Below are 25,997 nucleotides of genomic sequence, written 5' to 3'. Positions count from 1 at the left end.
CCCCGGTTCGGCCGCCAGGGCAGTCAAGACTCGAATGGCCGTCGCCATGGCGGCGGAAACCGGCCGGACCCTGGCGGGATCTGAGGCTGACAAACGCCCTCATCAGGGCCAAGACCTGCCCATCTCTGCCATTTGTCGCTTTTGACGCTTTCGACGGCCCATTGGACGCCGCGTCAACCCGCCACTGACTCATTCACAACCGGCATGGATATGCTCATTTAGATGTGATTTTCGTCACACTTATTCTTGGATCGGTCCATGCGTACCCAAAGCCGGAGACGCGCGGATGCTGCTTGATCAGCGGAGACGAGGCGGACGATGCGCACCGGCACCGCCGTCGGCGGAGTGTGGAGACCCTGTGGGCACGAAGAGGAAATTCTGAAATATCTGTTTTCAGAGGGTTTCTTCGTTATAACTTCCCTAGTTCCTTCACTGACGCATGGGGCGCAAGTGGCGCCTCACGACAGACCAGGGAGATCCACCTTGAAGCGCACTCTCGCCCTCGGCGGTGTGTCGGCTGGCCTCCTGGCCTCCGCCATCGTCGCCTCACCGGCCCACGCCGCCGACCAAATCCCCGCCATCAACCTCGCGAACACCAACTTCGCGGCTCAGCAGGTGGCGGCGTTCTGGTTCGGCGAGGCCCGGGCCAACCTGATCAACGCCACTCCGTACAACGTCGAGACCAAGCTCCCCGCGAAGCACGTCTCGACCGGTGGGACGTCCGCCAGCAGCAAGCCCGGCGTCGTCGGGTCGAGCGGCGACCAGAAGGCCGCCACCGGCAACCTGAAGAACGTCAACCTCCCCCGCACCGTGGGCAAGGTGTTCTTCATCGGCGCCGACCACAGGCCGCACTGGTGCTCGGCCACCTCGGTGCAGAACGGCTACAAGAACCTGGTCGCGACCGCCGGTCACTGTGTCTACGACACCGACAGCAACCGGGCCACGCTGGACAAGTGGGTCTTCATCCCGGGTTACTACCAGGGCAAGACCCCGTGGGGCATCTACGTGGGTAAGACCGCGTACACCCACTACGACTACGACGTGTACGAGGACGGCGACCGCGACTACGCGTTCGTCACCGTGTACAACGGCGTCCAGGTCACCGGCGTCAGCTACGACAGGTACGGCCGTGACGACCACCATGGGCGCTACGACCACGGCCGCGACGACCGCTACGGCCGCGACGACCACCACGGGCGCGACGACCGCTACGGGCGTGACGACCACCACGGTCGTGACGACCACCGCACCGAGCGCCTGTCCGTGCGCGAGTTCCAGGCCCTGAACAGGGGCAGGGACCTCACCGGCAACGGCCCCTGGGCCAGGGGCACGGGTGTCCAGACCCGCGAGATCAGCGAGCGGCAGTACAACAGCCGCTTCGACTCGTACGTCAGCGGTGACGGCAAGACCCTGTACTTCCGCAAGAAGGTCTGGGACAACGACGACCACGGCCACGGTGGCCCGGGTCACGACCACGGCAGGCCCGCCGCGGACGACGTGGTCCTCTTCAAGGGCGGCCCCGGCGACGGTGGCCCCGGCGGCCCCAAGCACAGCCCGTCCCCGTCGCCGTCGGCCAGCCCGTCGGCCTCCCCCAGCCCGAGCCCGTCGGCCTCCCCGTCCCCGTCGCCGAGCGCCACCCCCACGGGCAAGCCGACCGGCAAGCCCGACTGGTGCGACGACGACCGTGGCCCCCGCGGTTTCTCGAACGACGACGACCGTCGGGGCGGCGGCAGGGACCACTGCGACGACAACGACCACCGGACGAAGTACAAGTACTACGCCCGGACGTTCTGGGCGATGTACGGCCGTCACGACCACAGGCCGCACGGCACTCTGAAGATCGCCCTGAAGGACGTGGGTCGTCTCGGCGACAACGTGGGCGGTCAGGGCCTGGCCTACAACCAGAAGATCGGGACGAACATCTTCATGTTCGGCTACCCGAGCGGGTCGGAGCCGGACGGCAACTACCAGTTCACCGGCAAGACCATGAAGTGGGCCTACGGCAAGACCTTCAAGGCGAGCGCCGCGGCCATCAAGGGCGAGGAGCTCGTGGGCGTCAAGTCCTCCTTCACCGGTGAGGGCTCGATCGGTTCGCCGTGGCTCTACCGCTACAGCAACGCCAAGCGGCTCGGCTACCTCAACGGTGTGACCATCGGTCTCGCCGACGTGGACGGCAACGACCGCATCGACACCAGCCTCTCCCCGTACTTCGACGGTGAGACGCTGGCCGTCTACCAGTACGCCGCGAAGTTCGCTTCCGGCCGCATCGTCTGAGTCTTCTGACTCCTGACGGCTCCAGGAAGGGCCCGGATGGCTTGTCCATCCGGGCCCTTTCGTTTCTTCCGGAACGCCGCGTTGGGCGAGGAACATCGCCCCCGCCGTACGGACGCAGGCGTCGTCGGCCCCTGCGCCTCAGCCCCATGGAGGGCGCGGGAGCGACCCCACTCGACCGGCGATAGCCGGATGCCGCGTGTGAGAGCCCCCTATGCCCGGTCCCGCCGCTGCGGCGCCGGCGTAGGAAGGCCGGACGCCGCCCCTGCCCGCCTGCCCGCGGCGTGGCACTGGTGAGTCGAGGCCCTTCCGCATCGCGCAACCGCTCGGTCCGAGCTGAAGCGCACGTGAGTGATCTTCCCAGTGCAAGCGCTCGCGTCATTCCTCAGGATGACCGAGAAGGGTCCCGCTCCTCCCTGTCCGCCTTGACAAGGTGCCGACAAATGCCGGGCGGAGAATGAGATCCAAGCCCCCTGATTGGACCGATTCAATTCCCGCCATTGCTTGAACGGATCGTTCCAAATGCCGTCGCCCGCCGACAGCGTGCGCCACATCCACGCCGGCCGCAGCGGCGGAGACGAGGGTCATGCGTGACGGCGGGACCGCGAACGCGGTAGCCATGCGTAGTCCGCGCCGCCTCTCCGGGGGGCGGGATGCCCGCCTCCACCCTTCATCCAAGCCCCGAAGACGGAAGAAGTGGACGTTCCCGGGCATGCGGGGAGCGAGCCGACCCGGCAGCCGCCCAGCGCCCGGAGAAGCCGATTTTTGACGGGAACGGGGCCCCCACGGTTTCACCGTAACCTGTGATCTGCGTCACATTTGAAGCTGTTCCGGTCGGTCAAGAAGTTTGCGGTACCCCGTAAATGATCAGCGGAAACGCGCCGGAAGGCTTGAACGACGGGTTGACGCGGGGTCGGCATCGAGCGAACAGAAGCCACGAATGCCCTTACACCACCCTTAACTCTCCTATACCTTTCTCCTCGTCTCTTACTGACGGATGGGGCGCAAGTGACGTCCCACGACAGACCAGGGAGAAATCCATGAAGCGCACTCTCGCTCTCGGCGGGATCGCAGCGGGTCTGCTGGCCGCTGCCGCCGTCGCCGCGCCGGCCCACGCCGACACCGACGTCGCCCCGCCCGTGAACCTGGCCAACACGAACTACGCGGCCAAGCAGGTCGCGGCGTTCTGGTACGGCCAGAACAAGGCGAACCTGATCAACGCCACGCCGTACAACGTCGAGACGACCATCCCCACGCGTCACGTCTCGACCGGTGGTGCTTCGGCCGACAGCAAGGCCGGCGTCGTCGGCTCCAGCGGCGACCAGAAGGCCTCCACGGCGACCCTGAAGAACGTCAACCTGCCGAAGACCACCGGCAAGGTGTTCTTCATCGGCGGCGACAACAAGCCGCACTGGTGCTCGGCCACCGCCGTGCAGAGCCAGTGGAAGAACCTGGTCGCGACCGCCGGTCACTGCGTCTACGACACGGTGAGCAACAAGGACACCCTCGGCAACTGGGTGTTCATCCCCGGCTACTACCAGGGCAAGACCCCGTGGGGCATCTACGTCGGTAAGACCGCCTACACCCACTACGACTACGACGTCTACGAGGACGGCGACCGCGACTACGCGTTCGTGACCGTCTACAACGGCGTCCAGGTCACCGACGTGGCCGTCGACAAGGTCAAGAACTGGGTCTCGGGCGACCGGACCTACGAGACCCTGGCCGACGCGGAGAAGGCCCAGAAGGAGCTGGAGCTCAAGAGCACCGGCTTCTCCGGCAAGATCGTGCCCGTGGTGGACTACACCAAGCGGGTCCGCCTCCACACGCCGGACTCGGCGAAGGCGCCCGCCACGCGCGACCAGCTCGGCGGCGCTGTCCCGGCGAACCGGACCACCCTGGAGAACCAGGCCAAGGACCACGGCACCTCCACCTACGACGACAGGACGTGGGGCACCGAGGTCACCCGGGTTTCCCAGCAGGAGTTCGGCAACGGTGGCTGGACCCCCGATGGCAAGGCCTTCTACTTCGCCAAGGACAACGGCTGGTACAAGGCGACCTACTGGGGCAACTTCGACGTCGACTACAAGCTCAAGGGTCACCTCGTCGACATCGCCCTGAAGGACGTCGGCACCCTGGGCGCCAACGTCGGTGGTCAGGGCCTGGCCTACAACCAGAAGATCGGCACCGGGATCTTCGTCTTCGGTTACCCGAGCGGGTCGCACCCGGACGGCAACTACGCCTTCACCGGCAAGACCCTCAAGTGGGCCTACGGCAAGACCTTCAAGGCCGCCGCTCCGGCGATGAAGGCCGAGGAGCTGGTGGGCATCAAGTCCTCCTTCACCGGTGAGGGCTCGATCGGCTCGTCCTGGCTGTACCGCTACAGCAGCACCAAGCGTCTCGGTTACCTGAACGGTGTGACCATCGCGGTCTCCGACACCGACGGCAACAAGCGCATCGACACCAGCGTCTCCCCGTACTTCGACGGTGAGACCCTGGCCGTCTACCAGTACGCCGCGAAGTTCGCTTCCGGCAAGATCGTCTGAGACTAGCTCTCTGACAGTCTGACTGGACCACAGGAAAGGGCCCGGCCTCCAGCCGGGCCCTTTTCGTATGTCCGGAAATCGCCTCCTCCTGGGGGCGACTGTCAGCCCGCCGAGAGGCCCGAGAGGCCCGCTTTGACGGAAGCGAGCCTCATCCGGTTTCACTCAGAAGTGTGATTTGCGTCACATACAGCACTCATGGCCCGTATAGGGAAGACCGGAACTCACCCTTGGTGATCAGCCAAAACGTCGCCGGACGAGGGATCGGCGCAGCGGAGGCGGCTGCGAGCGCAAGCCGCCGATCGCTTACGCCTCAGAAAACTCTCCTATAGCTTTCTCCTCGATCCTTCACTGACGAATGGGGCGCAAGCGGCGTCCCACGACAGACCTGGGAGAAACCCATGAAGCGCACCCTCGCTCTCGGCGGGATCGCGGCGGGCCTGCTGGCCTCTGCCGTCGTCGCCGCGCCGGCTCACGCCGCCGACGAGATCCCGGCCGTCAACCTGGCCAACACGAACTTCGCCGCCAAGCAGGTGGCGGCGTTCTGGTACGGCCAGAACAAGGCCAACCTGATCAACGCGACGCCGTACAACGTCGAGACCACGATCCCGACCAAGCACGTCTCCACGGGCGGTGCCTCGGCCGACAGCAAGGCCGGCGTCGTGGGCTCCAGCGGCGACCAGAAGGCCTCCACTGCGACCCTGAAGAACGTCAACCTGCCGAAGACCACCGGCAAGGTGTTCTTCATCGGCGGCGACAACAAGCCGCACTGGTGCTCGGCGACCGCCGTGCAGAGCCAGTACAAGAACCTGGTCGCGACCGCCGGTCACTGTGTCTACGACACGGCGACCAACAAGGCCACGCTGGACAAGTGGGTCTTCATCCCGGGTTACTACCAGGGCAAGACCCCGTGGGGCATCTACGTGGGTAAGACCGCCTACACCCACTACGACTACGACGTCTACGAGGACGGCGACCGCGACTACGCGTTCGTCACCGTCTACAACGGCGTCCTGCCCACCAGCGTGTCCGTCGACAAGGTCAAGAACTGGGTGGACAACCGCACGTTCGAGACCAAGGCCGAGGCGGAGAAGGCCCGCAAGGACCTCGAGCTCAAGAGCACCGGCTGGGCCGGCGACATCGTGGCCGTTCCCGACCGCTGGCACCTGGCCCAGAAGGGCGAGGAGTCGGTCAAGGGCTACGTCAGCTGGGACGACTTCTGCAGGCTGACCGGCTGGGCGAAGGAGAACACCGAGGCGCTCGTCCGCGGCGAGAGCACCGACGTCAAGCTGGGCAGGCGGGCCGGCTTCACCATCACCCGTGTCAGCAAGCAGGAGTACGGCGACGGCGGCTTCTCGTCGGACGGCAAGTCCTTCTACTACACGAAGGACAACGGCTACTACAAGGCCCAGTTCTGGGTCCTGTTCGACGTCGACTACAAGCTGCGTGGCCACATCGTGGACATCGCGCTGAAGGACGTCGGCACCCTGGGCGCCAACGTCGGTGGTCAGGGCCTGGCCTACAACCAGAAGATCGGCACCGGGATCTTCGTCTTCGGTTACCCGAGCGGGTCGCACCCGGACGGCAACTACGCCTTCACCGGCAAGACCCTCAAGTGGAGCTACGGCAAGACCTTCAAGGCGGCCGCGCCGTCCATGAAGGCCGAGGAGCTCGTCGGGATCAAGTCCTCCTTCACCGGTGAGGGCTCGATCGGCTCGTCCTGGCTGTACCGCTACAGCAGCACCAAGCGTCTCGGTTACCTGAACGGTGTGACCATCGCGGTCTCCGACACCGACGGCAACGACCGCATCGACACCAGCGTCTCCCCGTACTTCGACGGTGAGACCCTGGCCGTCTACCAGTACGCCGCGAAGTTCGCTTCCGGCAAGATCGTCTGAGACTAGCTCTCTGACAGTCTGACTGGACCACAGGAAAGGGCCCGGCCTCCCGCCGGGCCCTTTTCCGTATGCCCGGAGGTCACATGGCCGTCAAGGCCGGCTGGCTGATCAAACGGCGGGTCGGTGACCAGATCGATCTCGATGGTCAGAACGCCGAGGGCCTAGCTGATCCGGTCCGCGGGCGGCATCCGCGGTGCAGAAGCGGCATGCGGTTCGGAAGTGCGGCGCGCTCGCCCAGGGGGGCGGCTCGAGCGGCTCCAGCGACCCCTTGGCGATGTGACCGTTTTGACGGCATTAGGACCTTTCCTGGTTTCACCGCAAACTGTGATTTGCGTCACATCGCTCCTGAACCGTTCCATTACGCATGGTAAGGACGGTCGGACCGGTCCATAGATGATCAGCCAAAACGTCGCGCGAGCCACCCGACGCGCCCGTCGCGCGGGGTTGGCGGCTGGAGGACGAACCCCGCGAGACCACTTACACCACCCTTATTCCTCCTATACCTTTCTCCTCGTTCCTTCACTGACGCATGGGGCGCAAGTGACGTCCCACGACAGACCAGGGAGAAATCCATGAAGCGCACTCTCGCCCTCGGCGGGATCGCGGCGGGCCTGCTGGCCTCCGCCGCCATCGCCGCGCCGGCTCACGCCGCCGACGAGATCCCGGCCATCAACCTCGCGAACACGAACTTCGCCGCCAAGCAGGTGGCGGCGTTCTGGTTCGGCGAGGCCCGGGCAAACCTGATCAACGCGACGCCGTACAACGTCGAGACCACGCTGCCCACCAAGCACGTCTCGACCGGTGGCGCTTCGGCCGACAGCAAGCCCGGCGTTGTCGGGTCCAGCGGCGACCAGAAGCCCTCCACGGCGACTCTGAAGAACGTCAACCTGCCGAAGACCACCGGCAAGGTGTTCTTCATCGGCGGCGACGGCAAGCCTCACTGGTGCTCGGCCACCTCGGTGCAGAGCGGCTACAAGAACCTGGTGGCGACCGCCGGTCACTGTGTCTACGACACGGTGAGCAACCGCGAGACCCTCGACAAGTGGGTCTTCGTCCCCGGTTACTACCAGGGCAAGACCCCGTGGGGCATCTACGTCGGTAAGACCGCCTACACCCACTACGACTACGACGTGTACGAGGACGGCGACCGCGACTACGCGTTCGTCACCGTGTACAACGGCGTCCAGGTCACCGACGTGGCCGTGGACAAGGTCAAGAACTGGGTCAAGGACCGCGTCTTCGACACCCGCGCCGACGCCGAGAAGGCCAAGAAGGACCTCGAGCTCAAGACCACTGGCTGGTCCGGCGAGATCGTCCCCTTCGTGCCGGAGAACTGGGAGGTCGCCAAGTACGGCCAGGAGTCCCAGAAGATCGCGATCGCGTGGAACCGCTGGTGCGGCGACGTGTGCGACTTCAAGGCGATCGAGTCGCTGGTCCGCGGCGAGTCGTCGTCGTACAAGACGAGCTGGCACCACGGCTTCGAGGCCACCCGCATCTCCAAGGACGAGTACGTCGCGGCGGTGGGGAACCCCGACAAGGCGTTCGACATCGTCAACGGTGTCGTCTACTTCACCAAGGACCACGGCTGGTACAAGGCCACCTGCTGGGTCAAGGCCGCGGTGAAGTTCAAGCTGCGTGGCCACCTCGTGGACATCGCGCTGAAGGACGTCGGCACCCTCGGCAGCAACGTCGGTGGTCAGGGCCTGGCCTACAACCAGAAGATCGGCACCGGGGTCTTCGTCTTCGGTTACCCGAGCGGGTCGCACCCGGACGGCAACTACGCCTTCACCGGCAAGACCCTCAAGTGGGCCTACGGCAAGACCTTCAAGGCCGCCGCTCCGGCGATGAAGGCCGAGGAGCTGGTGGGCATCAAGTCCTCCTTCACCGGTGAGGGCTCGATCGGTTCCTCGTGGCTGTACCGCTACAGCAACACCAAGCGTCTTGGCTACCTGAACGGTGTGACCATCGCGGTCTCCGACACCGACGGCAACAAGCGCATCGACACCAGCGTCTCCCCGTACTTCGACGGTGAGACCCTGGCCGTCTACCAGTACGCCGCGAAGTTCGCTTCCGGCAAGATCGTCTGAGACTAGCTCTCTGACGCTCTGACTGGACCGTAAAGGGAAGGGCCCGGCCTCCAGCCGGGCCCTTTTCCTATTCCTCGCCCGCTTTCGCTGAATGCCAAATGGGCGCGGCGACCGGTGCGGCCGCATGAACGTCATAAAGAACCCGCCGCGCCCGCGAAACAGCGGAGAGCCGAGGCTCCGCCGCCTTGTAGCGAAGGGGCCATTCGGCTCAGGCGTCGCAGGCACGTCGGCTCGCCGTCCCATCCGACGGCGAAACGACGGCGGGTGCCGCCAGGTCGCGCTCGTCCCACCACCAGGGTCGCGACATCTCACTGCGTGCATCAGACGAACGGGAGACATCTCTGCCGTCCACGTCGACAGCACGCTCCATGCCCGCCACGCCGACGCACGAGCCTTCCGTCTCCGGCGCCGGCATCTCGAGTGCCGAGCCGGCGCAGACTCCGCCCAGAACCGTCGCGCGAATCCGGCTCAGGCCCGCTACGGCGTATCCGCGACGGCGACGGTGACAGGGATCGCCTCCCCAGCAGGACGCGCGACACCTTGGTCCTGGGCCTCGTCGGCGAGATCTTCGCCGACGGCCGCCGGATGATTCTCAGACACACGCCACGGCGCCGGCCGACCACCGCTTGAGGGGCAGTCGCCGCCTGCTCCAGCGCCGCTTCTCAGGAGGATCGGCACGGACGCGGTGTCATTCCCGCATGCCCTCCGGGTGCGCTCTCAGCGTCCTCCACAACGGCACGGAGCGTCTCCTCCGGCACGCACCCCGGTAGCCAGATCGGCTTTGACGAGGCTCGGCCGCCCATCGGTTTCATCCAGCGAATGTGATTTGCGTCACATGTCGTCCTAAACCGTTCCATGACTCGAAGTGAGGAGGATCGGAGAATGCGTATGGTGATCAGCGAAAACACTGTCAACCAGGACAGATCGAGCATCGACGCGTCATTAGTGCCTTGCGAATAGACCGCACGAATCGTCTTACGTACCCCTTCTTCCTCCTATAGCTTTCTCCTCGATCCTTCACTGACGCATGGGGCGCAAGTGGCGTCCCACGACAGACCTGGGAGAAATCCATGAAGCGCACCCTCGCTCTCGGCGGGATCGCGGCGGGCCTGCTGGCCTCTGCCGTCGTCGCCGCGCCGGCTCACGCCGCCGACGAGATCCCGGCCATCAACCTCGCGAACACGAACTTCGCCGCCAAGCAGGTGGCGGCGTTCTGGTACGGCCAGAACAAGGCCAACCTGATCAACGCGACGCCGTACAACGTCGAGACGACGCTGCCCACCAAGCACGTCTCCACGGGTGGCGCTTCGGCCGACAGCAAGGCCGGCGTCGTGGGCTCCAGCGGCGACCAGAAGCCCTCCACGGCGACCCTGAAGAACGTCAACCTGCCGAAGACCACCGGCAAGGTGTTCTTCATCGGCGGCGACGGCAAGCCTCACTGGTGCTCGGCCACCTCGGTGCAGAGCGGCTACAAGAACCTGGTCGCGACCGCCGGTCACTGCGTCTACGACACGGCGACCAACAAGGAGACCCTCGACAAGTGGGTCTTCATCCCGGGTTACTACCAGGGAAAGACCCCGTGGGGCATCTACGTCGGTAAGACCGCGTACACGCACTACGACTACGACGTGTACGAGGACGGCGACCGCGACTACGCGTTCGTCACCGTCTACAACGGCGTTACCGTGACCGGCGCCTCCGTGGACAAGGTCAAGAACTGGGTCTCCGGAAACCGGACCTTCGAGACCCGCGCCGACGCGGAGAAGGCCCGCAATGACCTCGAGCTCAAGACCACCGGCTGGGCCGGCGACATCGTCCCCGTCGTGGACTACGGCACCGTGGTTCGCAACCGGCACGACGAGTCGAAGAGGGAGTACGTCAACCTCTTCGCGTTCGCTTGGGCGCAGGGCTGGGGCGAGCAGTACCGGACCCTCAACAACCCCTCCCAGCAGGACGTCGAGGCGCTGGCGGCCAAGCTCGACCAGACTCGCGGTGGCACGACGGACTTCAAGGTGTCCCCCGGCACCGGCGTCACCGTCACTCGTATCAGCCACGACGAGTTCAACAGCGCCAAGTGGCACGACGACAAGGTCGGCGTCTCGGAGGACTGGAAGACCTTCTACTTCGCCTACAACAACGGCTGGTACAAGGTCACCCTCTGGGTGAACTACGACATCGACTACAAGCTGCGTGGCCACATCGTGGACATCGCCCTCAAGGACGTCGGCACCCTCGGCAGCAACGTCGGTGGGCAGGGCCTGGCCTACAACCAGAAGATCGGCACCGGGATCTTCGTCTTCGGTTACCCGAGCGGGTCGCACCCGGACGGCAACTACGCCTTCACCGGCAAGACCCTCAAGTGGGCCTACGGCAAGACCTTCAAGGCCGCCGCTCCGGCGATGAAGGCCGAGGAGCTCGTCGGGATCAAGTCCTCCTTCACCGGTGAGGGCTCGATCGGCTCGTCCTGGCTGTACCGCTACAGCAACACCAAGCGTCTCGGTTACCTGAACGGTGTGACCATCGCGGTCTCCGACACCGACGGCAACAAGCGCATCGACACCAGCGTCTCCCCGTACTTCGACGGTGAGACCCTGGCCGTCTACCAGTACGCCGCGAAGTTCGCTTCCGGCAAGATCGTCTGAGACTGACTCCGACGCTCTGACTGGATCGTAAAGGGAAGGGCCCGGCCTCAAGCCGGGCCCTTTTCCTATATCGCGGGTGGCTGTCACGCATCGCTCCAGTAACAGCCCTTACGCCCCAATGATCTCCTCCGATAACTTTATTCCCATCCTTTACTGACGCATGGGGCAATAGTCACGCCCCACGCCAGACCTGGGAGAAAAAGTGAAGCGCACCCTCGCTCTTGGCGGCGTGGCGGCCGGCCTGCTGGCTTCCGCCGTCGTCGCCTCCCCCGCCCAGGCGGAGAAGGTTCCGGCCAAGCCCCTGGCCGATACCAACTTCGCCGCCAAGCAGGTGGCCGCGTTCTGGTACGGCCAGAAGATGGCCAACCTGATCAACGCCACGCCGTACAACGTCGAGACCAAGGTCTCGTCCAAGGTCGTCGCCCACCTGCCGAAGGAGCCCACCTCCGTCAAGCCGGGCGTCGTCGGGTCCAGCGGCGACCAGAAGCCCACCGGCACCTCGAAGAACGTCAACCTGCCCCGGTCCTCCGGCAAGGTCTTCTTCGTCGGCGCCGACAACAAGCCGCACTGGTGCACCGCCACCGCCATTCAGAGCGGGCACAAGAACCTCGTGGCCACCGCCGGTCACTGTGTCTTCAGCACAGTGAAGGAGAGGGACACGATGAGCAAGTGGGTCTTCGTCCCCGGTTACTACCAGGGCAAGACCCCGTGGGGCATCTACGTCGGCAAGACGGCCTTCACCCACTTCGACTACGAGGTCTACGGGGACGGCGACTTCGACTACGCGTTCGTGGCCGTCTACAACGGCGTCCAGGTCACCGACGTGAAGACCGACAGCGTCAAGAACTGGGTCGACAAGCGGGTCTTCAAGACCCTGGCCGAGGCCGAGAAGGCGCAGAAGGACGTCGAGATCAAGGAGACGGGCTGGGCCGGCAAGATCGTGCCGTTCGTGTCCAAGCCCGAGACCGTCGTCAGGGACAAGAAGAACAAGGAATACCAGGCGACGTGGATCGACGTCTGCACCTGGGCGCACTGGCAGAACCTCCAGGCGGCGGCTCTGACGGCGGAGAACAAGGCCCCCGCGACCAAGGACGCGGTGGACATCCTGAACAAGGGCCGCGGGGAGACGACCGACTTCAAGACCGCACCCGGCACCGGGATCAAGGTCACCCGCGTCTCGCTCACCGAGTACGACTCGGCCAAGGACGAGGAGAAGCTCGGCGACCTCGTGTTCCGCGTCTCCGAGGACGGGAAGAGCGTCTACTTCATCTACGACCACGGCTACTACAAGGTCAACTTCTGGGCCAAGTACGACCTGGACTACAAGCTGGTCGGCAAGATCGTGGACATCACGCTGAAGGACGTCGGCCCCCTCGGCGACAACGTCCCCGGCCAGGGCCTCGCGTACAACCAGAAGGTCGGCCAGCCGACCTACGTGTTCGGCTACCCGAGCGGGTCGCACCCGGACGGCAACTACGCCTTCACCGGCAAGACCCTCAAGTACAGCTACGGCAAGACCTTCCCCGCCGTGGCGCCGTCCATCAAGGGCGAGGCGCTCCAGGGCATCAAGTCCTCCTTCACCGGTGAGGGCGCGCTCGGCTCCGGCTGGCTGTACAGGTACGACAACAAGAAGCGGTTCGGCTACCTCAACGGCGTGACCATCGGCGTCTCGGACACCGACGGCAACGACCGGTACGACACCAGCATCTCGCCGTACTTCGACGGCGAGACCCTGGGCGTCTACAAGGTCGCCGCGACCGCCGCGTCCGGCAAGATCGTCTAAGCGTTCGACCCCCGCGCGAAGGGCCCGGCAGTCTGCCGGGCCCTTCTTCCGTTTCCCGGCTCTCCGGCGCCCTCCGGGCCGCCCCGCGCGCTCTCCCCTCTCTGCGCCCCGTCGGGATCGCCGCCGGGGCCCCGGGCCTACGCGCGCGCGGGTGAATCAGACGTGATCACATCGCCTCGCGGTTCCATCCGACAAATGTGATTTACATCACATTATCGCCTTCGACGATCAGTCACGCAACGTGATCGCTATCTCTCGAAATCAGCATCTCATCAGCGGAAACACAGGAACCTTTCAGGTTCGGATCCGACCTCGATCATCTCTGGTGCGCCGACGGAGCGGTTTTCAGCGCTACTTTCCGCCTGACTCCTCCGATAGCTTGCTTACCGTCCCTTTACTGACGTGTGGGCGAACTTTGTGCCCCCGACAGACCGAGGAGAACACCCCTTGAAGCGCACCCTCGCATTCGGCGGCGTAGCCGCAGGCCTGCTGGCCTCCGCGGTCGTCGCCGCCCCCGCACACGCGGACTCCGTACCGCACGACACCCTGGCCAGCTCCAACTTCGCCGCCAAGCAGGTCGCCGCCTTCTGGTTCGGCGAGCGTATGGCCAACCTCCGCAACGCCAAGCCGTACAACGTGGAGACGCGAGTCTCGGCCAAGCACGTGTCGACCGGCGGGGCGTCCGCGGACAGCAAGCCCGGCGTCGTCGGGTCCAGCGGCGACAAGAAGGCGACCACCAGCACGAAGAACGTCAACCTGCCCCGCACCACGGGCAAGGTGTTCTTCATCGGCGCCGACCACAGACCGCACTGGTGCACTGCGACCGCGGTCCAGTCGCACTACAAGAACCTGGTGGCGACCGCCGGCCATTGCGTGTACGACACCAAGAGCAACAAGGCGACCCTCGACAAGTGGGTCTTCGTCCCCGGCTACTACCAGGGCAAGACTCCGTGGGGCATCTACGTCGGCAAGACGGCGTACACCCACTACGACTACGACGTCTACGAGGACGGCGACCGCGACTACGCGTTCGTCACCGTCTACAACGGCGTCCTGCCCACCGGCGGTTCCAGCAAGCACTACGCCCGCACCTTCGAGACCTACCGTCAGGCCCGGTGGGCCAAGGCCAGGCTCGACAGGGACAACGCCTACTCCCACCTGCGTATCCGGCCCGTCCTCGACACCGACCACGTGGTCAAGGAAGGCACCCGCGAGTCGAAGAAGGTCTACGTCAAGCGGGACGAGTGGAAGAAGCTCAACCCCGAGGGCACTCCGGCGAACGGACCCTTCAAGGAGGGCACCGGCGTCACGGACAAGGAGTACACCTCCAAGCCCGACGGCTGGGACGAGGGCAAGGCGTCGGCCGACGGCAAGGCCTTCTACCTCAAGAAGGGCGACAAGTACGTCGTCCGCACCTACTGGATCAACTACGACGTCGACTACCGCCTGACCGGCCGGACCCTGTCGATCGGTCTCAAGGACGTCGGCACCCTCGGCTCCAACGTCGGTGGCCAGGGCCTGGCCTACAACCAGAAGATCGGCAGCGGCACCTTCGTCTTCGGTTACCCGAGCGGGTCGCACCCGGACGGCAACCACGCCTTCTCCGGCAACACCCTCAAGTGGTCGTACGGCAAGACCTTCAAGGCCAGCTCCCCCACCATCAACGCCCAGGAGCTCGTGGGGATCAAGTCGTCGTTCACCGGTGAGGGCGCGCTCGGCTCGGCGTGGCTGTACCGCTACAGCAACACCAAGCGGCTCGGCTACCTCAACGGCGTGACCATCGGCGTCGCCGACCGCGACGGCAACCAGCGCTACGACACCAGCGTCTCCCCGTACTTCGACGGCGAGACCTACGGCGTGTACAAGGTCGCCGCGAACAACTGGTCCGGCAAGATCGTCTGATCTGCCACCGCGCACGCGAAGGGGCCCGGCACCGCGCCGGGCCCCTTTTGCGTTCCTCATCGCACCGGCGGCGTCGGGGCCGCGGCCGGTCGACGGCCCCTACTGCCCTTCGAGGCGCTCGGCCACCGTCATCCACTCGAGTTCGGCCGACTCCTTCTGCGCGGCGATCTCCCGCAGCTCGGCGTCGAGCTTGGCCAGACGTTCGAAGTCGCTCGCGGCCTCGGCCATCTCGGCGTGCAGCTTCGCCTCACGCTCGCCGAACTTGTCGATCTGCCGTTCCAGCCGGTTGAGCTCCTTCTGCAGCTCCCGCAGCTCCTTGGCGGACAGCCCGCCCGCGGGCGCCTGCTGGTCGTCCTGGCCGGCCCGCTCGGGAACGCTCGCGGCGGAGGCCGCCCGGGCCGACAGGGCCGCGCCCGCCGCACGGCGTTCCAGGTATTCGTCCACGCCGCCCGGCAGCATCGAGAGCCTGCCGTCCCCCAGGAGCGCGACGCAGCGGTCGGCCACCCTCTCGAGGAAGTACCTGTCGTGGCTGACCACCACGAGCGTGCCGGGCCAGGCGTCGAGGAGGTCCTCCAGCTCGGTGAGCGTCTCGATGTCGAGGTCGTTGGTCGGCTCGTCGAGCAGCAGGACGTTCGGCTCGTCCATGATCAGCCTGAGAAGCTGAAGTCGCCGCCGCTCGCCGCCCGACAGGTCGCCGACGACCTTCCACTGCGCCTCGCCCCGGAAGCCGAGGCGTTCGAGCAGCTGGGAGGCCGACCACTCCTTCTTGCCCACCTGGACGTACTTGCGGATCTCCTCGACCGTCTCCAGCACCCGCCGTGTGGGGTCCAGCTCGACCAGCTCCTGCGACAGGTGCGCGAGCCGCACCGTCTTGCCGCGCACCATGCGGCCGGAGTCGGGCTCGACCGTGCCGGACAGCAGGCGCAGCACCGACGACTTGCCCGAGCCGTTCACCCCGATCAGGCCGATCCGGTCCCCCGGGCCGAACTGGTAGGTGCAGTGGTCGAGCACCAGCGGACCCGATCCCGGGCCGCCCGCGTGGAGCGTCACGTCCTCCAGGTCCGCGACGGTCTTGCCGAGCCGCGCCGAGGCGAAGTTCAGCAGCTCGACGGTCTCCCGCGGCGGCGGCTCGTTCGCGATCAGCGCCTCGGCCGCGTTGATCCGGAACTTGGGCTTGGAGGTCCGGGCCGGCGGTCCGCGCCGCAGCCAGGCGATCTCCTTGCGCATGAGGTTCTGCCGGCGCTCCTCCGCGGCCTGCGCGATCCGCGCACGCTCGGCCTTGGCCAGCACGTACGCCGCGTAGCCGCCCTCGTATCGCTCGACGGAGCCGTCCACGACCTCCCACGTGCGGGTGGAGACCGCGTCGAGGAACCACCGGTCGTGGGTGACGACGAGCAGCGCGGACTTGCGCTGCACGAGATGCCCGGCGAGCCAGGCGATGGCCTCGATGTCGAGGTGGTTGGTGGGCTCGTCGAGGATCAGCAGGTCGTGCTTCTCGATCAGCAGCCGCGCCAGGGCCGTACGGCGACGCTCACCGCCCGACAGCGCGCCCGCGGGAGCCGCGAGGTCGATGTCGGCGAGCAGGTTGGCGAGGATCTCCCTGATCGCGGCGTCGCCGGCCCACTCGTGCTCGGCCCGCCCGGCCAGGACGATGTCCTTCACCGCGGTGTCCGGGTCGAACTGGTCACGCTGGGAGAGCGTGCCGACGCGCAGGCCGCGGGTATGCGTGACCCGGCCGCTGTCGGGCTTCAGCGCCCCGGCGATGATCGAGATGAGCGTGGTCTTGCCGCCGCCGTTGCGGCCGACGACGCCGATCCGGTCGCCTTCCTCCAGCCCGAGAGAGACGTCGGCGAGCAGGGGCTTGGGCCCGAAGGCGTGGGAGACGGACTCCAGATTGACCAGATTCATCGCCCGTCAAGCTTATCCGGCCACGGTGGCCCCGGGGACGGGCCCGTGGGCGGTGACGACGGCGCGGCAGCCGTCCACGTCCTTGATCAGGGCGGCCAGCTCGTGCGCCCGCTCGGCCGACTCGGCCAGGAAGGCGCAGGTGGGACCGGACCCGGAGACGATCGCGCCGAGCGCCCCGTGCTCACGCCCCCGGGCGAGCGTGCCCGCGAGCGAGGGACGCAGCGCCAGGGCGGCGGGCTGGAGGTCGTTGGACAGCGCCTGCCCGAGCGACTTCGCGTCGCCCTCGCGCAGGGCGGCGAGCAGGGCCTCGCTCACCGCCGGCGTGGGCGCGGCCACCCCGGCCTCCTCGCGCAGCCGGTCGCACTCGCCGTACACCCTCGGGGTGGACAGACCGCCGTCGGCGAGCGCGAAGACCCAGTGGAAGACCCCGGCGGTCTCCAGCGGAGCGAGCCGCTCGCCGCGTCCGGTGCCCACGGCGGTGCCGCCGAGCAGCGCGAACGGCACGTCGCTGCCGATGTCGGCGGCGATCTCCATCAGGTCCTCGACGGGCAGGCCGAGGCCCCACAGCTCGTTGCAGGCCACCAACGCCGCGGCGGCGTCGGCGCTCCCCCCGGCCATGCCGCCCGCCACCGGGATCGACTTGCGGATCAGCAGATCGGCCCGGTAGGAACGGCCCGCCCGGTCGGCCAGCGCCCTGGCGGCCCGGACGGCGAGGTTGTCGTCGCTCACCGGAACCTCTCCGGTGAGGTCCCCCTCGACCCTGACCCCGAGCGGGGCGGCGGAGGGGTTCCCGTCGAGCGGCTCGGCGGCGGTGACCTCGTCGAACAGCGAGACCGCGTGGAAGACGTTCACCAGGTCGTGGTAGCCGTCGTCGCGCAGCGGGCCGACCGCGAGCTGGAGGTTGACCTTCGCCGGCACGCGCACGGTGATCGCGCTCATCGCCCGTTCACCGACTCGTGCCGTCCTCGCGCGTGTCGTCCTCGCGCGTGTCGTCCTCGCGCGTGTCGTCCTGGTGCGTGTCGTCCTGGTTGTGGGCGACGGGCGGGGCCACGTCGTCTGTGCCTGACCATGAGATCCGAGCTTAGCGTCACACGCCCCTCGGGACATCTCGCGAGTTTCCGCTGATCAGCCGTGTCCGGGCATACGGAAAAGGGCCCGGCTGGAGGCCGGGCCCTTTCCTGTGGTCCAGTCAGAGCGTCAGAGAGCTAGTCTCAGACGATCTTGCCGGAAGCGAACTTCGCGGCGTACTGGTAGACGGCCAGGGTCTCACCGTCGAAGTACGGGGAGACGCTGGTGTCGATGCGCTTGTTGCCGTCGGTGTCGGAGACCGCGATGGTCACACCGTTCAGGTAACCAAGACGCTTGGTGCTGCTGTAGCGGTACAGCCACGACGAGCCGATCGAGCCCTCACCGGTGAAGGAGGACTTGATGCCCACCAGTTCCTCGGCCTTCATGGACGGCGCGGCCGCCTTGAAGGTCTTGCCGTAGCTCCACTTGAGGGTCTTGCCGGTGAAGGCGTAGTTGCCGTCCGGGTGCGACCCGCTCGGGTAACCGAACACGAAGACGGACGTGCCGATCTTCTGGTTGTAGGCCAGGCCCTGACCACCGACGTTGCTGCCGAGGGTGCCGACGTCCTTGAGGGCGATGTCGACCAGCTTGCCGCGCAGCCTGTAGTCGACGTCGAAGTTGCCCCAGTAGGTCGCCTTGTACCAGCCGTTGTCCTTGGCGAAGTAGAAGGCCTTGCCGTCGGACGACCAGCCGCCCTCGCCGAACTCACGCTTGGAGACCCGGCTGACGACCGTGCCCCACGTCTTGTCGGTGTAGGTGGAGGTGCCGTTCTCCTTGGCCCAGTTCGCCATCGTGGTCTTCGCCGACTCGACGGTGCTGGGGTCGACCGCGATCTGAGCGGCGGACGCGGCGACCTTCGTCGAGTCCGGGGTGCGCAGCGGCACCTTGTGGGCCCAGTCGATCCGCTTGACGATCTGACCCGCGAAGCCGGTGCTCTTCAGCTCCAGCTCCTTGCGGGCCTTCTCCGCGTCGGCGCGGGTCTCGAAGTTGCGGTTGTCCACCCAGTTCTTGACCTTGTCGGTCGAGACGCTGGTGGGCAGGACGCCGTTGTACACGGTGACGAACGCGTAGTCGCGGTCGCCGTCCTCGTACACGTCGAAGTCGTAGTGGGTGTACGCGGTCTTACCCACGTAGATGCCCCACGGGGTCTTGCCCTGGTAGTAACCCGGGATGAACACCCACTTGTCGAGGGTGTCCTTGTTGCTCACCGTGTCGTAGACACAGTGACCCGCGGTCGCGACCAGGTTCTTGTACTGGCTCTGCACGGCGGTGGCCGAGCACCAGTGCGGCTTGTGGTCGGCGCCGATGAAGAACACCTTGCCGGTGGTCTTCGGCAGGTTGACGTTCTTCGACGTGCCGCTGGTGGCCTTCTTGTCACCGCTGGAGCCGACGACGCCGGCCTTGCTGTCCGCGGAGGCGCCACCGGTCGAGACGTGCTTGGTGGGCAGCGTCGTCTCGACGTTGTACGGGGTGGCGTTGACGAGGTTGGCCTTGTTCTGGCCGTACCAGAACGCCGCCACCTGCTTGGCCGCGAAGTTCGTGTTGGCCAGGTTGATGGGCGGGGCGACGTCGGTGTCGGCCTGTGCAGCGGGGGTGGCGACAGCGGCGGCGGCCAGCATGCCGACCGCGATGCCGCCGAGGGTGAGGGTGCGCTTCAACTTACTACTCCCTGGTCTGATCGTCGGGCGCCACTTGCGCCCCATCCGTCAGTAAAGGACGAGTAAGAAGCTATCTGAGGATTTGTGGCTTGTGACCGCCTTAAGTCGTTTCAGTCTGGTCGGCCGGTCAAGATCGCGACTTCCGTCGCCGCCCGAATCCCTCACAGCGCCGTCACGTTTTCGCTGATCACAGATGCCGCCGTCGCAGACCCGTCACTGATCGTCACTGATCCAGCCAGGGTTCCAGTGTGATGTAAATCACACTGATCCGACGGAACGGGAAGGCTAGTTGATCACGTCAAAGTCGTTCCGTCGGCGCACCCCCACCCCCCGTCGGAAGCGCCCCGGTGCGTGCCCCGCCCGAAATGCCCGACCTCGGGCGGGGCACGGCGCTCAGAGGATGCCGCGGTCGGCGAACGCACCGGTGACGGCGCTCGCCGCGCTCGCGCCGTACAGACGCCGAGCAGCGGCGACGGTCGCCTCGGCGGCCGCCTTGAACGTGGTGCCGGGGGCGAAGTCGAACTGCGCCTCGATGATCAGGGTGCTCGCCTTCCGGTCGCCGAGCGCCCGGCGGATGTCCCACAGGGCGCGGGACCAGATCTCGCCGTCGGCGTGGACCTCGCCCCTGACGTCCTCGGGGTAGTGCTTGGTTCCGTCCAGGCGGCGCAGGCAGTGCGGGGCACTCGAGTAGCTCACCGAGTCCCAATCGGCCACGCAGGCCTCGTCCGTCCTGGTCGGAACACCGGTCGCCCAGCTGCTCACGGCCACGGCCAGATAGTCGCCGAAGGCCTCGCCGATCGCGCCGGACTCCAGCGTGGTGCCGAAACCGGGCACCTGGCCGTCCTGGACACTGTGGCCGTACTCGTGGACGATCACCTCGGCGTCCTCGCCGTCGTCGATGCCGCCCTTGCCGAGGGTGATGTTGGCCTTGTCCTCACGGAAGAAGGAGTTGTCGCCGCCGTACTGGTTGATGCGCAACTCGATCTGCCGCTGGTTCACCGGCCGCAGCGTGCTGCCGAATCCGAGCGACTGGATGTAGTGCTGCGCGGTGGTCACCCAGTGGTAGCCCATGACCTGCTCGAACTGGTCCACGTCACGGTGATACGCCGGGAAGGCGCCGCCTGCGGCCTTGGCCGCGCCGCCGGTCGAGCTCTTCACGACGACGTACCTGCCGGTGAGCGTGCCGGAGCCGTCGAGGTCGGTCAGCGTGACCTTTGTGTACGCCGGCCCCAGCTCGGGCAGGTCGGCGTCCTTGGCGTCGGTGAGGTCCTGCAGGCCGAGCTGCTGCACGGGGTTGGGGGCGAAAACGGTCGCCGTCGCGGTCGCCGTGTACGCACCGGTCCGTGCGGCGGCGGGCGTGACGGCCGCGCTCACGACGGCGGTGGCGAGGACGGCGGCCAGGGCGGCGGAACGTTTGGGGAGCATGAGTCCTCCGGAGAAAAGTGCACAAGTACCGGAGATCGTCGTCTCACCCCAGATCGGCCGCAAGAGCCGATACATGTCCGCAATGATCAATTTCGGTCAGATCCGCCTAACCCGACCGCCGCCATCGCCAGTTCAGCTCGCCCGGCTGCGGAGCCGGGCCGGGGAGAGCCGCCGCGTCGTCCCCGGCCACATCGGCTCCGGTGACACCGTCGAGCACCATCGACAGGAAGCGCCGCCGCAGCTCCCGCGTACGCTCCGGGTCGGGCAGGCGGACGGCGGCGCACCCCTCCAGCACGAGTCCGAAGTCGTCGGCGACGACGTCACGGCGCAACCGTCCGGTCGCGTGGGCCCGCTCCACCAGCCGGCCCATCATCTCCCCGGCCCGCCGCGCGTCGCGTCCCATCTCCTCGGTCGGCGTGAAGGTGCCGGCGAGGTGGACCGTGAGCGAGTGCACGTCGGCGTCGACGATCCGTTCGAGGAAGACGACGAGGGCCTTCCAGGCGTCCGGCTCGGTCTCGACGGCCTCCGCCTCCTCGATCCAGCGGCGCAGACCGTCGTGGCACAACCTGCGCAGCAGGTCCTCCTTGGCGGGGTATCTCCGGTAGAGCGCACTCATTCCGACCCCGGCCCGCTCCGCTACGGCCGCGACGGGCGCCTTCGGATCGGCGAGGAAGACCTCCCTGGCGGCGTCGAGGATGGCGGCGTCGTTGCGCGCCGCCTGGCCCCGCCGTCCGGCGAGGCCGCTGGAACCGTGGTCGTCCATCTGCTTCGACATACGCTCACAGTAGCAGTGGAACAGAACATTCCGTTCTGCTATAGTTCTCAGTAGCGGAACGGAATATTCCGGTCTGAACGAGGAGAGGAACACCGATGAACGAGACCACGACGGCGAGCTGGCGGACCCTGCTGACCCAGGCGCACGACGCGTTGCGCGACGCCGTCGCGGGCGTCGGCGACGAGGCGTGGGACTCCGCCACTCCGTGCGAGAAGTGGTCGGTCACCCAGGTGCTGCAGCACGCGACCGGGGACCAGATCGCCTTCGCCGCCGCGATCACCGGTGGGGCGTGGCCCTCCGAGGACCCGTTCTCGCCCTCCGGCCGCATCGAGGGCGATCCCCGAGCGCACCTGGCCGCGGGGCTGGACGCTTCGGCCCGCGCCTGGGCGACGGTGGACGACGACGCCGAGCAGGTGCCGGTGCCGCTCCCCCAGGGCCCCATGCCCGCATGGCTCGCGGCCGGCGCGTGCGCGCTCGACGCGGCGGTGCACGCCTGGGACATCGCCGTGGCCACGGGGCAGCCCTCGCCGCTCACCCCGGAGATGGCCCTGCCGCTGATGGAGGTCGCCACCCGGATCGTCGAACCGCTGCGGGCCTACGGCGCGTACGCTCCCGCGTTGGAAGCCGACGACGACGCCGGCGAAGTGGCCGTGCTGCTGGCCTACCTCGGCCGCCGGCCGATCTGACCCGGCTGGTGCGCCGCCGCCGCGACCCGCTGTTCGGCGATGCGGGCGAAGTCCTCGACCCTCAGCTGCTCCCCGCGCGCCGAGGGGTCGATCCCGGCCCCGAGCAGGGCCTTCTCCGCGGCGGCCGCCGTGCCGGCCCAGGAGGCGAGCGCGGCGCGCAGCGTCTTGCGGCGCTGGGCGAACGCCGCGTCGACGGCGGCGAACACCTCCTCGCGGGTCGCCGTCGTCGCCGGCGGCTCCCGCCGTACGAGCGAGACCAGGCCGGAGTCGACGTTCGGCGCGGGCCAGAAGACGTTGCGCCCGACCGGACCGGCCCGGCGCACGTCGGCATACCAGGCGGCCTTCACCGAGGGAACGCCGTAGATCCGCGACCCCGGCGCCGCGGCGAGCCGGTCGGCGACCTCCGACTGCACCATCACCAGCCCGCGCCGCAGCGACGGCAGCACCTCCAGCAGGTGCAGCACGACCGGCACGGACACGTTGTACGGCAGGTTGGCGACCAGCGCGGTCGGCTCGGCCCCGAGCTCGGCAGGCCCGACCTTGAGCGCGTCGGCGTGCACCACGGTCAGCCGGCCGGCCACCTCGGGGGCCCGCTCGGCGACCGTCAGCGGCAGCTGCCCCGCCAGCACCGGATCGATCTCCACGGCGACGACCTCGGCGACCTCCGGGAGCAGGGCGAGGGTGAGCGAGCCGAGCCCCGGCCCGACCTCGATCGCCACGTCGTGCGGTGTCACCTCGGCGAGCCGGACGATCCGGCGGACGGTGCCGCCGTCGATCACGAAGTTCTGCCCCAGCTTCTTCGTCGGCCGGATGTTCAGCTTCTCCGCGAGTGCACGCACTTCGACCGGCCCGAGCAGACTCATGCCTCCAGTGTCCCCCGCGCTACCAGGCGCCGAAGACGGTCTCGCCGTTGGCCGTGATCCGGGCGGCGAGGTCGGCGAGGTCCATGCCCTTGACCTCCGCGAGGCAGCGGAGCGTGAGCGGGATCAGGTAGGGCGCGTTGGGCTTGCCCCGGTGCGGCGTCGGCGGCAGGTAGGGCGCGTCGGTCTCGACCAGCATCAGCTCGGGCGGGGCCACCGCCGCCGCCTCGCGCAGATATCCGGCGTTCTTGTACGTCACCGGGCCGGAGAACGACATGAAGTAACCGGCGTCCACACACCGCTTGGCCATCTCGGCGTCGCCGGAGAAGCTGTGGAAGACCACCACGTCGGGGGCGCCCTGGTCGGCGAGCACGGCGAGCACGTCGTCGTGCGCGTCACGGTCGTGGATGACCAGGGCCCTGCCGGTCCGCTTGGCGATCTCGATGTGCGCGCGGAAGCTGGCGTGCTGGTCGTCCTTCGACGCCCAGTCGCGGAAGTAGTCGAGTCCGGTCTCCCCCACCGCCCGCACGTGCGGCCGCCGCGCGAGGTCCTCGATCTCGGCGAGGACCTCGGGCGTGGAGGCGTGCGCCTCGTTCGGGTGGATGGCCACGGCCGCGTAGACGTCCCGGTGCTCGCCCGCCACTTCGGCGTTCCACCGCGAGGAGGGCAGGTCGTATCCCACCGTCACCAGGCGCGTCACGCCGACCGACTTCGCCTCGGCGAGGATCGACGCGACGCTCGCCCCGGCCGCCTGGGCCGCCAGCGCGACGGGATCGCCCGAGGACGCCTGCCGGTTGCCGACCATGATGTCCAGGTGGCAGTGGCTGTCGAACACCTCCGCCGGAAGCGCCTCGGGCGGCGCGGGACGCTCACGCGACATGGTCAGGCGTTCTCCAGCCGCGGGAAGAGGATCTCGCCCTTGACGACCTGCGCCCCGGCGGGCAGCTTGCCCCAGGTGGCGACGTCGGCGATCCGCTGGTCGGCGAGCGCGCCCAGGTGCGGCTCCGCCCCGAGGGACGCCCACAGCTTGGCGCTCGTGGCCGGCATGATCGGGTGGAGCAGGACCGCGATCGCGCGCAGCGACTCGGCCGCCGTGTAGAGGATCGCGGCGAGCCGCGCCTGCCCCTCGGGCGAGTCGTCCTTGGCCACCTTCCACGGCGCCTGGTCGCTCAGGTAGCCGTTGACCTGCTTGACGAAGTCGAAGATCGCGCCGATGCCACCCGCGAAGTCGAGGTTGTCACCGATCATGGTGTCCGCCTGGGCCGCCGCCGCGGCCAGGCCGTCCGCGATCGCCTGCTCGGCGGGACCCGCGTCCTTCGCCTCGGGAAGGGTTCCGTCGAAGTACTTGCCGATCATCGCCGCGACCCGGGACGCCAGGTTGCCGAAGTCGTTGGCGAGTTCGGAGGTGTAGCGGGCGGAGAAGTCCTCCCAGGAGAACGAGCCGTCCTGGCCGAACGGGATCGCCCGCAGGAAGTAGTAGCGGTAGGCGTCCACGCCGAAGTGGCTCGTCAGGTCACGCGGCGAGATGCCGGTGAGGTTGGACTTGCTCATCTTCTCGCCGCCGACCATGAGCCAGCCGTTGGCGAACACGCGCCCCGGCAGCGGCAGGCCGTTCGCCATGAGCATGGCGGGCCAGATGATCGCGTGGAACCGGAGGATGTCCTTGCCGACCAGGTGCACGTTCGCCGGCCAGGTGGCGTCGAACTTCGCCTGGTCGGAGCCGTATCCGACGGCCGTGGCGTAGTTGAGCAGCGCGTCGATCCACACGTAGATGACGTGCTTGGGGTCCCAGGGGATCGGGACGCCCCAGTCGAAGGTCGACCGCGAGATCGACAGGTCCTGCAGGCCCTGCTTCACGAACTGCACGACCTCGTTGCGCGCCGAGGCGGGCTGGACGAAGTCGGGGTTCTGCTCGTAGAACTCCAGCAGGCGCGGGCCGTACGCCGAGAGCCTGAAGAAGTAGTTCTCCTCCTTCAGCCACTCCACCGGGCGCTTGTGGATCGGGCACAGGTCGCCCTCCAGCAGGTCGCCGGGGGACTTGTACTCCTCGCAGCCGACGCAGTAGGGCCCCTCGTAGCCGCCCTTGTAGATCTCGCCCTTGTCGTACAGGTCCTGCACGAACTCCTGGACGCGGTCGGTGTGACGCGGCTCGGTGGTGCGGATGAAGTCGTCGTTGGCGATCTGGAGGTGCTCCCAGAGCGGCTTCCAGGCGTCCTCGACGAGCTTGTCGCACCATTCCTGGGGCGACACGCCGTTCGCCTCGGCCGTGCGCATGATCTTCTGACCGTGCTCGTCCGTGCCCGTGAGGTACCACACCTTCTCGCCGCGCTGGCGGTGCCAGCGGGTGAGCACGTCGCCCGCGACGGTCGTGTAGGCGTGGCCCAGGTGCGGGGCGTCGTTGACGTAGTAGATCGGCGTCGTCACGTAGAACGCCGACTCCCCGGATGCAGTCGTTCCTGTAGCCGCCATGTGCGAATCCTATCGGCCCCGG

At 67.4% G+C, this 25,997-nt stretch carries 16 protein-coding genes; 8 read left to right on the top strand and 8 right to left on the bottom strand.

Annotated features, from left to right (window positions below; genetic code table 11):
• The first annotated feature begins 483 nt into the window (after nucleotides 1-483).
• From HHX35_RS17235 to HHX35_RS17205, 7 genes are all read left to right on the top strand, one after another.
• Entirely contained in the window at nucleotides 484-2,274 is a 1,791-nt protein-coding gene (locus HHX35_RS17235) for a serine protease (RefSeq protein WP_182899826.1), read from the top strand.
• Nucleotides 2,275-3,311: 1,037 nt separating this feature from the next.
• A complete protein-coding gene (locus HHX35_RS43490) occupies nucleotides 3,312-4,817 on the top strand; it encodes a serine protease (protein ID WP_259405146.1) in 1,506 nt (501 codons plus the stop codon).
• A 398-nt stretch (nucleotides 4,818-5,215) separates the two neighbouring features.
• The gene (locus HHX35_RS17225) at nucleotides 5,216-6,712 is read left to right on the top strand and encodes a serine protease (RefSeq protein ID WP_182899825.1); all 1,497 of its coding nucleotides are present in this window, start codon (nucleotides 5,216-5,218) and stop codon (nucleotides 6,710-6,712) included.
• A gap of 572 nt (nucleotides 6,713-7,284) precedes the next feature.
• Entirely contained in the window at nucleotides 7,285-8,799 is a 1,515-nt protein-coding gene (locus HHX35_RS17220; RefSeq protein WP_182899824.1) for a serine protease, read from the top strand.
• Between the two features lie 1,070 nt (nucleotides 8,800-9,869).
• Complete coding sequence (locus HHX35_RS43485; RefSeq protein WP_259405145.1) at nucleotides 9,870-11,441, top strand: serine protease; 1,572 nt, start codon at nucleotides 9,870-9,872, stop codon at nucleotides 11,439-11,441.
• 202 nt (nucleotides 11,442-11,643) lie between these two features.
• Nucleotides 11,644-13,224 (top strand): serine protease, encoded by a 1,581-nt coding sequence (locus tag HHX35_RS43480; protein ID WP_259405144.1) that lies wholly within the window; start codon nucleotides 11,644-11,646, stop codon nucleotides 13,222-13,224.
• 447 nt (nucleotides 13,225-13,671) lie between these two features.
• The gene (locus HHX35_RS17205; protein WP_182899823.1) at nucleotides 13,672-15,126 is read left to right on the top strand and encodes a serine protease; all 1,455 of its coding nucleotides are present in this window, start codon (nucleotides 13,672-13,674) and stop codon (nucleotides 15,124-15,126) included.
• Between the two features lie 99 nt (nucleotides 15,127-15,225).
• On the opposite strand, the gene HHX35_RS17200 is transcribed toward HHX35_RS17205, so the two are convergent.
• The 5 genes from HHX35_RS17200 to HHX35_RS17180 all read right to left on the bottom strand — a co-directional run bounded on the left by HHX35_RS17200 (nucleotide 15,226) and on the right by HHX35_RS17180 (nucleotide 21,960).
• Nucleotides 15,226-17,034 carry an ABC-F family ATP-binding cassette domain-containing protein gene (locus HHX35_RS17200; protein WP_182899822.1) on the bottom strand — a complete coding sequence of 603 codons (1,809 nt, stop codon included), beginning with the start codon at nucleotides 17,032-17,034 and terminating at the stop codon, nucleotides 15,226-15,228.
• Nucleotides 17,035-17,046: 12 nt separating this feature from the next.
• Nucleotides 17,047-17,973, bottom strand: coding sequence for a 4-(cytidine 5'-diphospho)-2-C-methyl-D-erythritol kinase (locus HHX35_RS17195; RefSeq protein ID WP_182899821.1), 927 nt, complete (start codon nucleotides 17,971-17,973; stop codon nucleotides 17,047-17,049).
• 272 nt (nucleotides 17,974-18,245) lie between these two features.
• Nucleotides 18,246-19,760, bottom strand: coding sequence for a serine protease (locus HHX35_RS43475; RefSeq protein WP_259405143.1), 1,515 nt, complete (start codon nucleotides 19,758-19,760; stop codon nucleotides 18,246-18,248).
• 393 nt (nucleotides 19,761-20,153) lie between these two features.
• Nucleotides 20,154-21,185, bottom strand: a complete 1,032-nt coding sequence (locus HHX35_RS17185; protein WP_182899820.1) for a M4 family metallopeptidase — start codon at nucleotides 21,183-21,185, stop codon at nucleotides 20,154-20,156.
• Between the two features lie 106 nt (nucleotides 21,186-21,291).
• Complete coding sequence (locus HHX35_RS17180; RefSeq protein ID WP_220505539.1) at nucleotides 21,292-21,960, bottom strand: TetR/AcrR family transcriptional regulator; 669 nt, start codon at nucleotides 21,958-21,960, stop codon at nucleotides 21,292-21,294.
• 95 nt (nucleotides 21,961-22,055) lie between these two features.
• Between HHX35_RS17180 and HHX35_RS17175 the strand changes: the two genes are divergently transcribed.
• Nucleotides 22,056-22,646 (top strand): TIGR03086 family metal-binding protein, encoded by a 591-nt coding sequence (locus HHX35_RS17175; RefSeq protein WP_182899819.1) that lies wholly within the window; start codon nucleotides 22,056-22,058, stop codon nucleotides 22,644-22,646.
• Here HHX35_RS17175 and rsmA read toward each other — a convergent pair.
• Genes rsmA through metG form a run of 3 tightly spaced genes read right to left on the bottom strand, consistent with a single transcriptional unit; the run spans nucleotide 22,622 to nucleotide 25,975 of the window.
• On the bottom strand, nucleotides 22,622-23,509 hold the full coding sequence (rsmA, locus tag HHX35_RS17170) for a 16S rRNA (adenine(1518)-N(6)/adenine(1519)-N(6))-dimethyltransferase RsmA (RefSeq protein WP_182899818.1): 888 nt from the start codon (nucleotides 23,507-23,509) through the stop codon (nucleotides 22,622-22,624). The two genes, HHX35_RS17175 and rsmA, sit on opposite strands and share 25 nt — an antisense overlap.
• Nucleotides 23,510-23,528: 19 nt before the next feature.
• Nucleotides 23,529-24,386 carry a TatD family hydrolase gene (locus HHX35_RS17165; protein WP_182899817.1) on the bottom strand — a complete coding sequence of 286 codons (858 nt, stop codon included), beginning with the start codon at nucleotides 24,384-24,386 and terminating at the stop codon, nucleotides 23,529-23,531.
• A gap of 2 nt (nucleotides 24,387-24,388) precedes the next feature.
• Complete coding sequence (metG, locus tag HHX35_RS17160) at nucleotides 24,389-25,975, bottom strand: methionine--tRNA ligase (protein WP_182899816.1); 1,587 nt, start codon at nucleotides 25,973-25,975, stop codon at nucleotides 24,389-24,391.
• Nucleotides 25,976-25,997 lie beyond the last annotated feature (22 nt).

It is taken from the genome of Microbispora sp. H10830 (assembly GCF_014161375.1).
Lineage (GTDB): Bacteria > Actinomycetota > Actinomycetes > Streptosporangiales > Streptosporangiaceae > Microbispora > Microbispora catharanthi.
The sequence above is the reverse complement of the archived record's forward strand: the minus strand, read 5'-3'. Positions and strand labels throughout refer to the sequence as shown.

Coding starts and splice junctions, on each gene's coding strand:
- HHX35_RS17200 (WP_182899822.1), bottom strand. CDS start 17,034: ATGAATCTGGTCAATCTGGAGTCCGTCTCCCACGCCTTCGGGCCCAAG.
- HHX35_RS43485 (WP_259405145.1), top strand. CDS start 9,870: ATGAAGCGCACCCTCGCTCTCGGCGGGATCGCGGCGGGCCTGCTGGCC.
- HHX35_RS17225 (WP_182899825.1), top strand. CDS start 5,216: ATGAAGCGCACCCTCGCTCTCGGCGGGATCGCGGCGGGCCTGCTGGCC.
- HHX35_RS17165 (WP_182899817.1), bottom strand. CDS start 24,386: ATGTCGCGTGAGCGTCCCGCGCCGCCCGAGGCGCTTCCGGCGGAGGTG.
- HHX35_RS17220 (WP_182899824.1), top strand. CDS start 7,285: ATGAAGCGCACTCTCGCCCTCGGCGGGATCGCGGCGGGCCTGCTGGCC.
- HHX35_RS17185 (WP_182899820.1), bottom strand. CDS start 21,185: ATGCTCCCCAAACGTTCCGCCGCCCTGGCCGCCGTCCTCGCCACCGCC.
- HHX35_RS17175 (WP_182899819.1), top strand. CDS start 22,056: ATGAACGAGACCACGACGGCGAGCTGGCGGACCCTGCTGACCCAGGCG.
- metG (WP_182899816.1), bottom strand. CDS start 25,975: ATGGCGGCTACAGGAACGACTGCATCCGGGGAGTCGGCGTTCTACGTG.
- rsmA (WP_182899818.1), bottom strand. CDS start 23,509: ATGAGTCTGCTCGGGCCGGTCGAAGTGCGTGCACTCGCGGAGAAGCTG.
- HHX35_RS17195 (WP_182899821.1), bottom strand. CDS start 17,973: ATGAGCGCGATCACCGTGCGCGTGCCGGCGAAGGTCAACCTCCAGCTC.
- HHX35_RS43490 (WP_259405146.1), top strand. CDS start 3,312: ATGAAGCGCACTCTCGCTCTCGGCGGGATCGCAGCGGGTCTGCTGGCC.
- HHX35_RS17180 (WP_220505539.1), bottom strand. CDS start 21,960: ATGTCGAAGCAGATGGACGACCACGGTTCCAGCGGCCTCGCCGGACGG.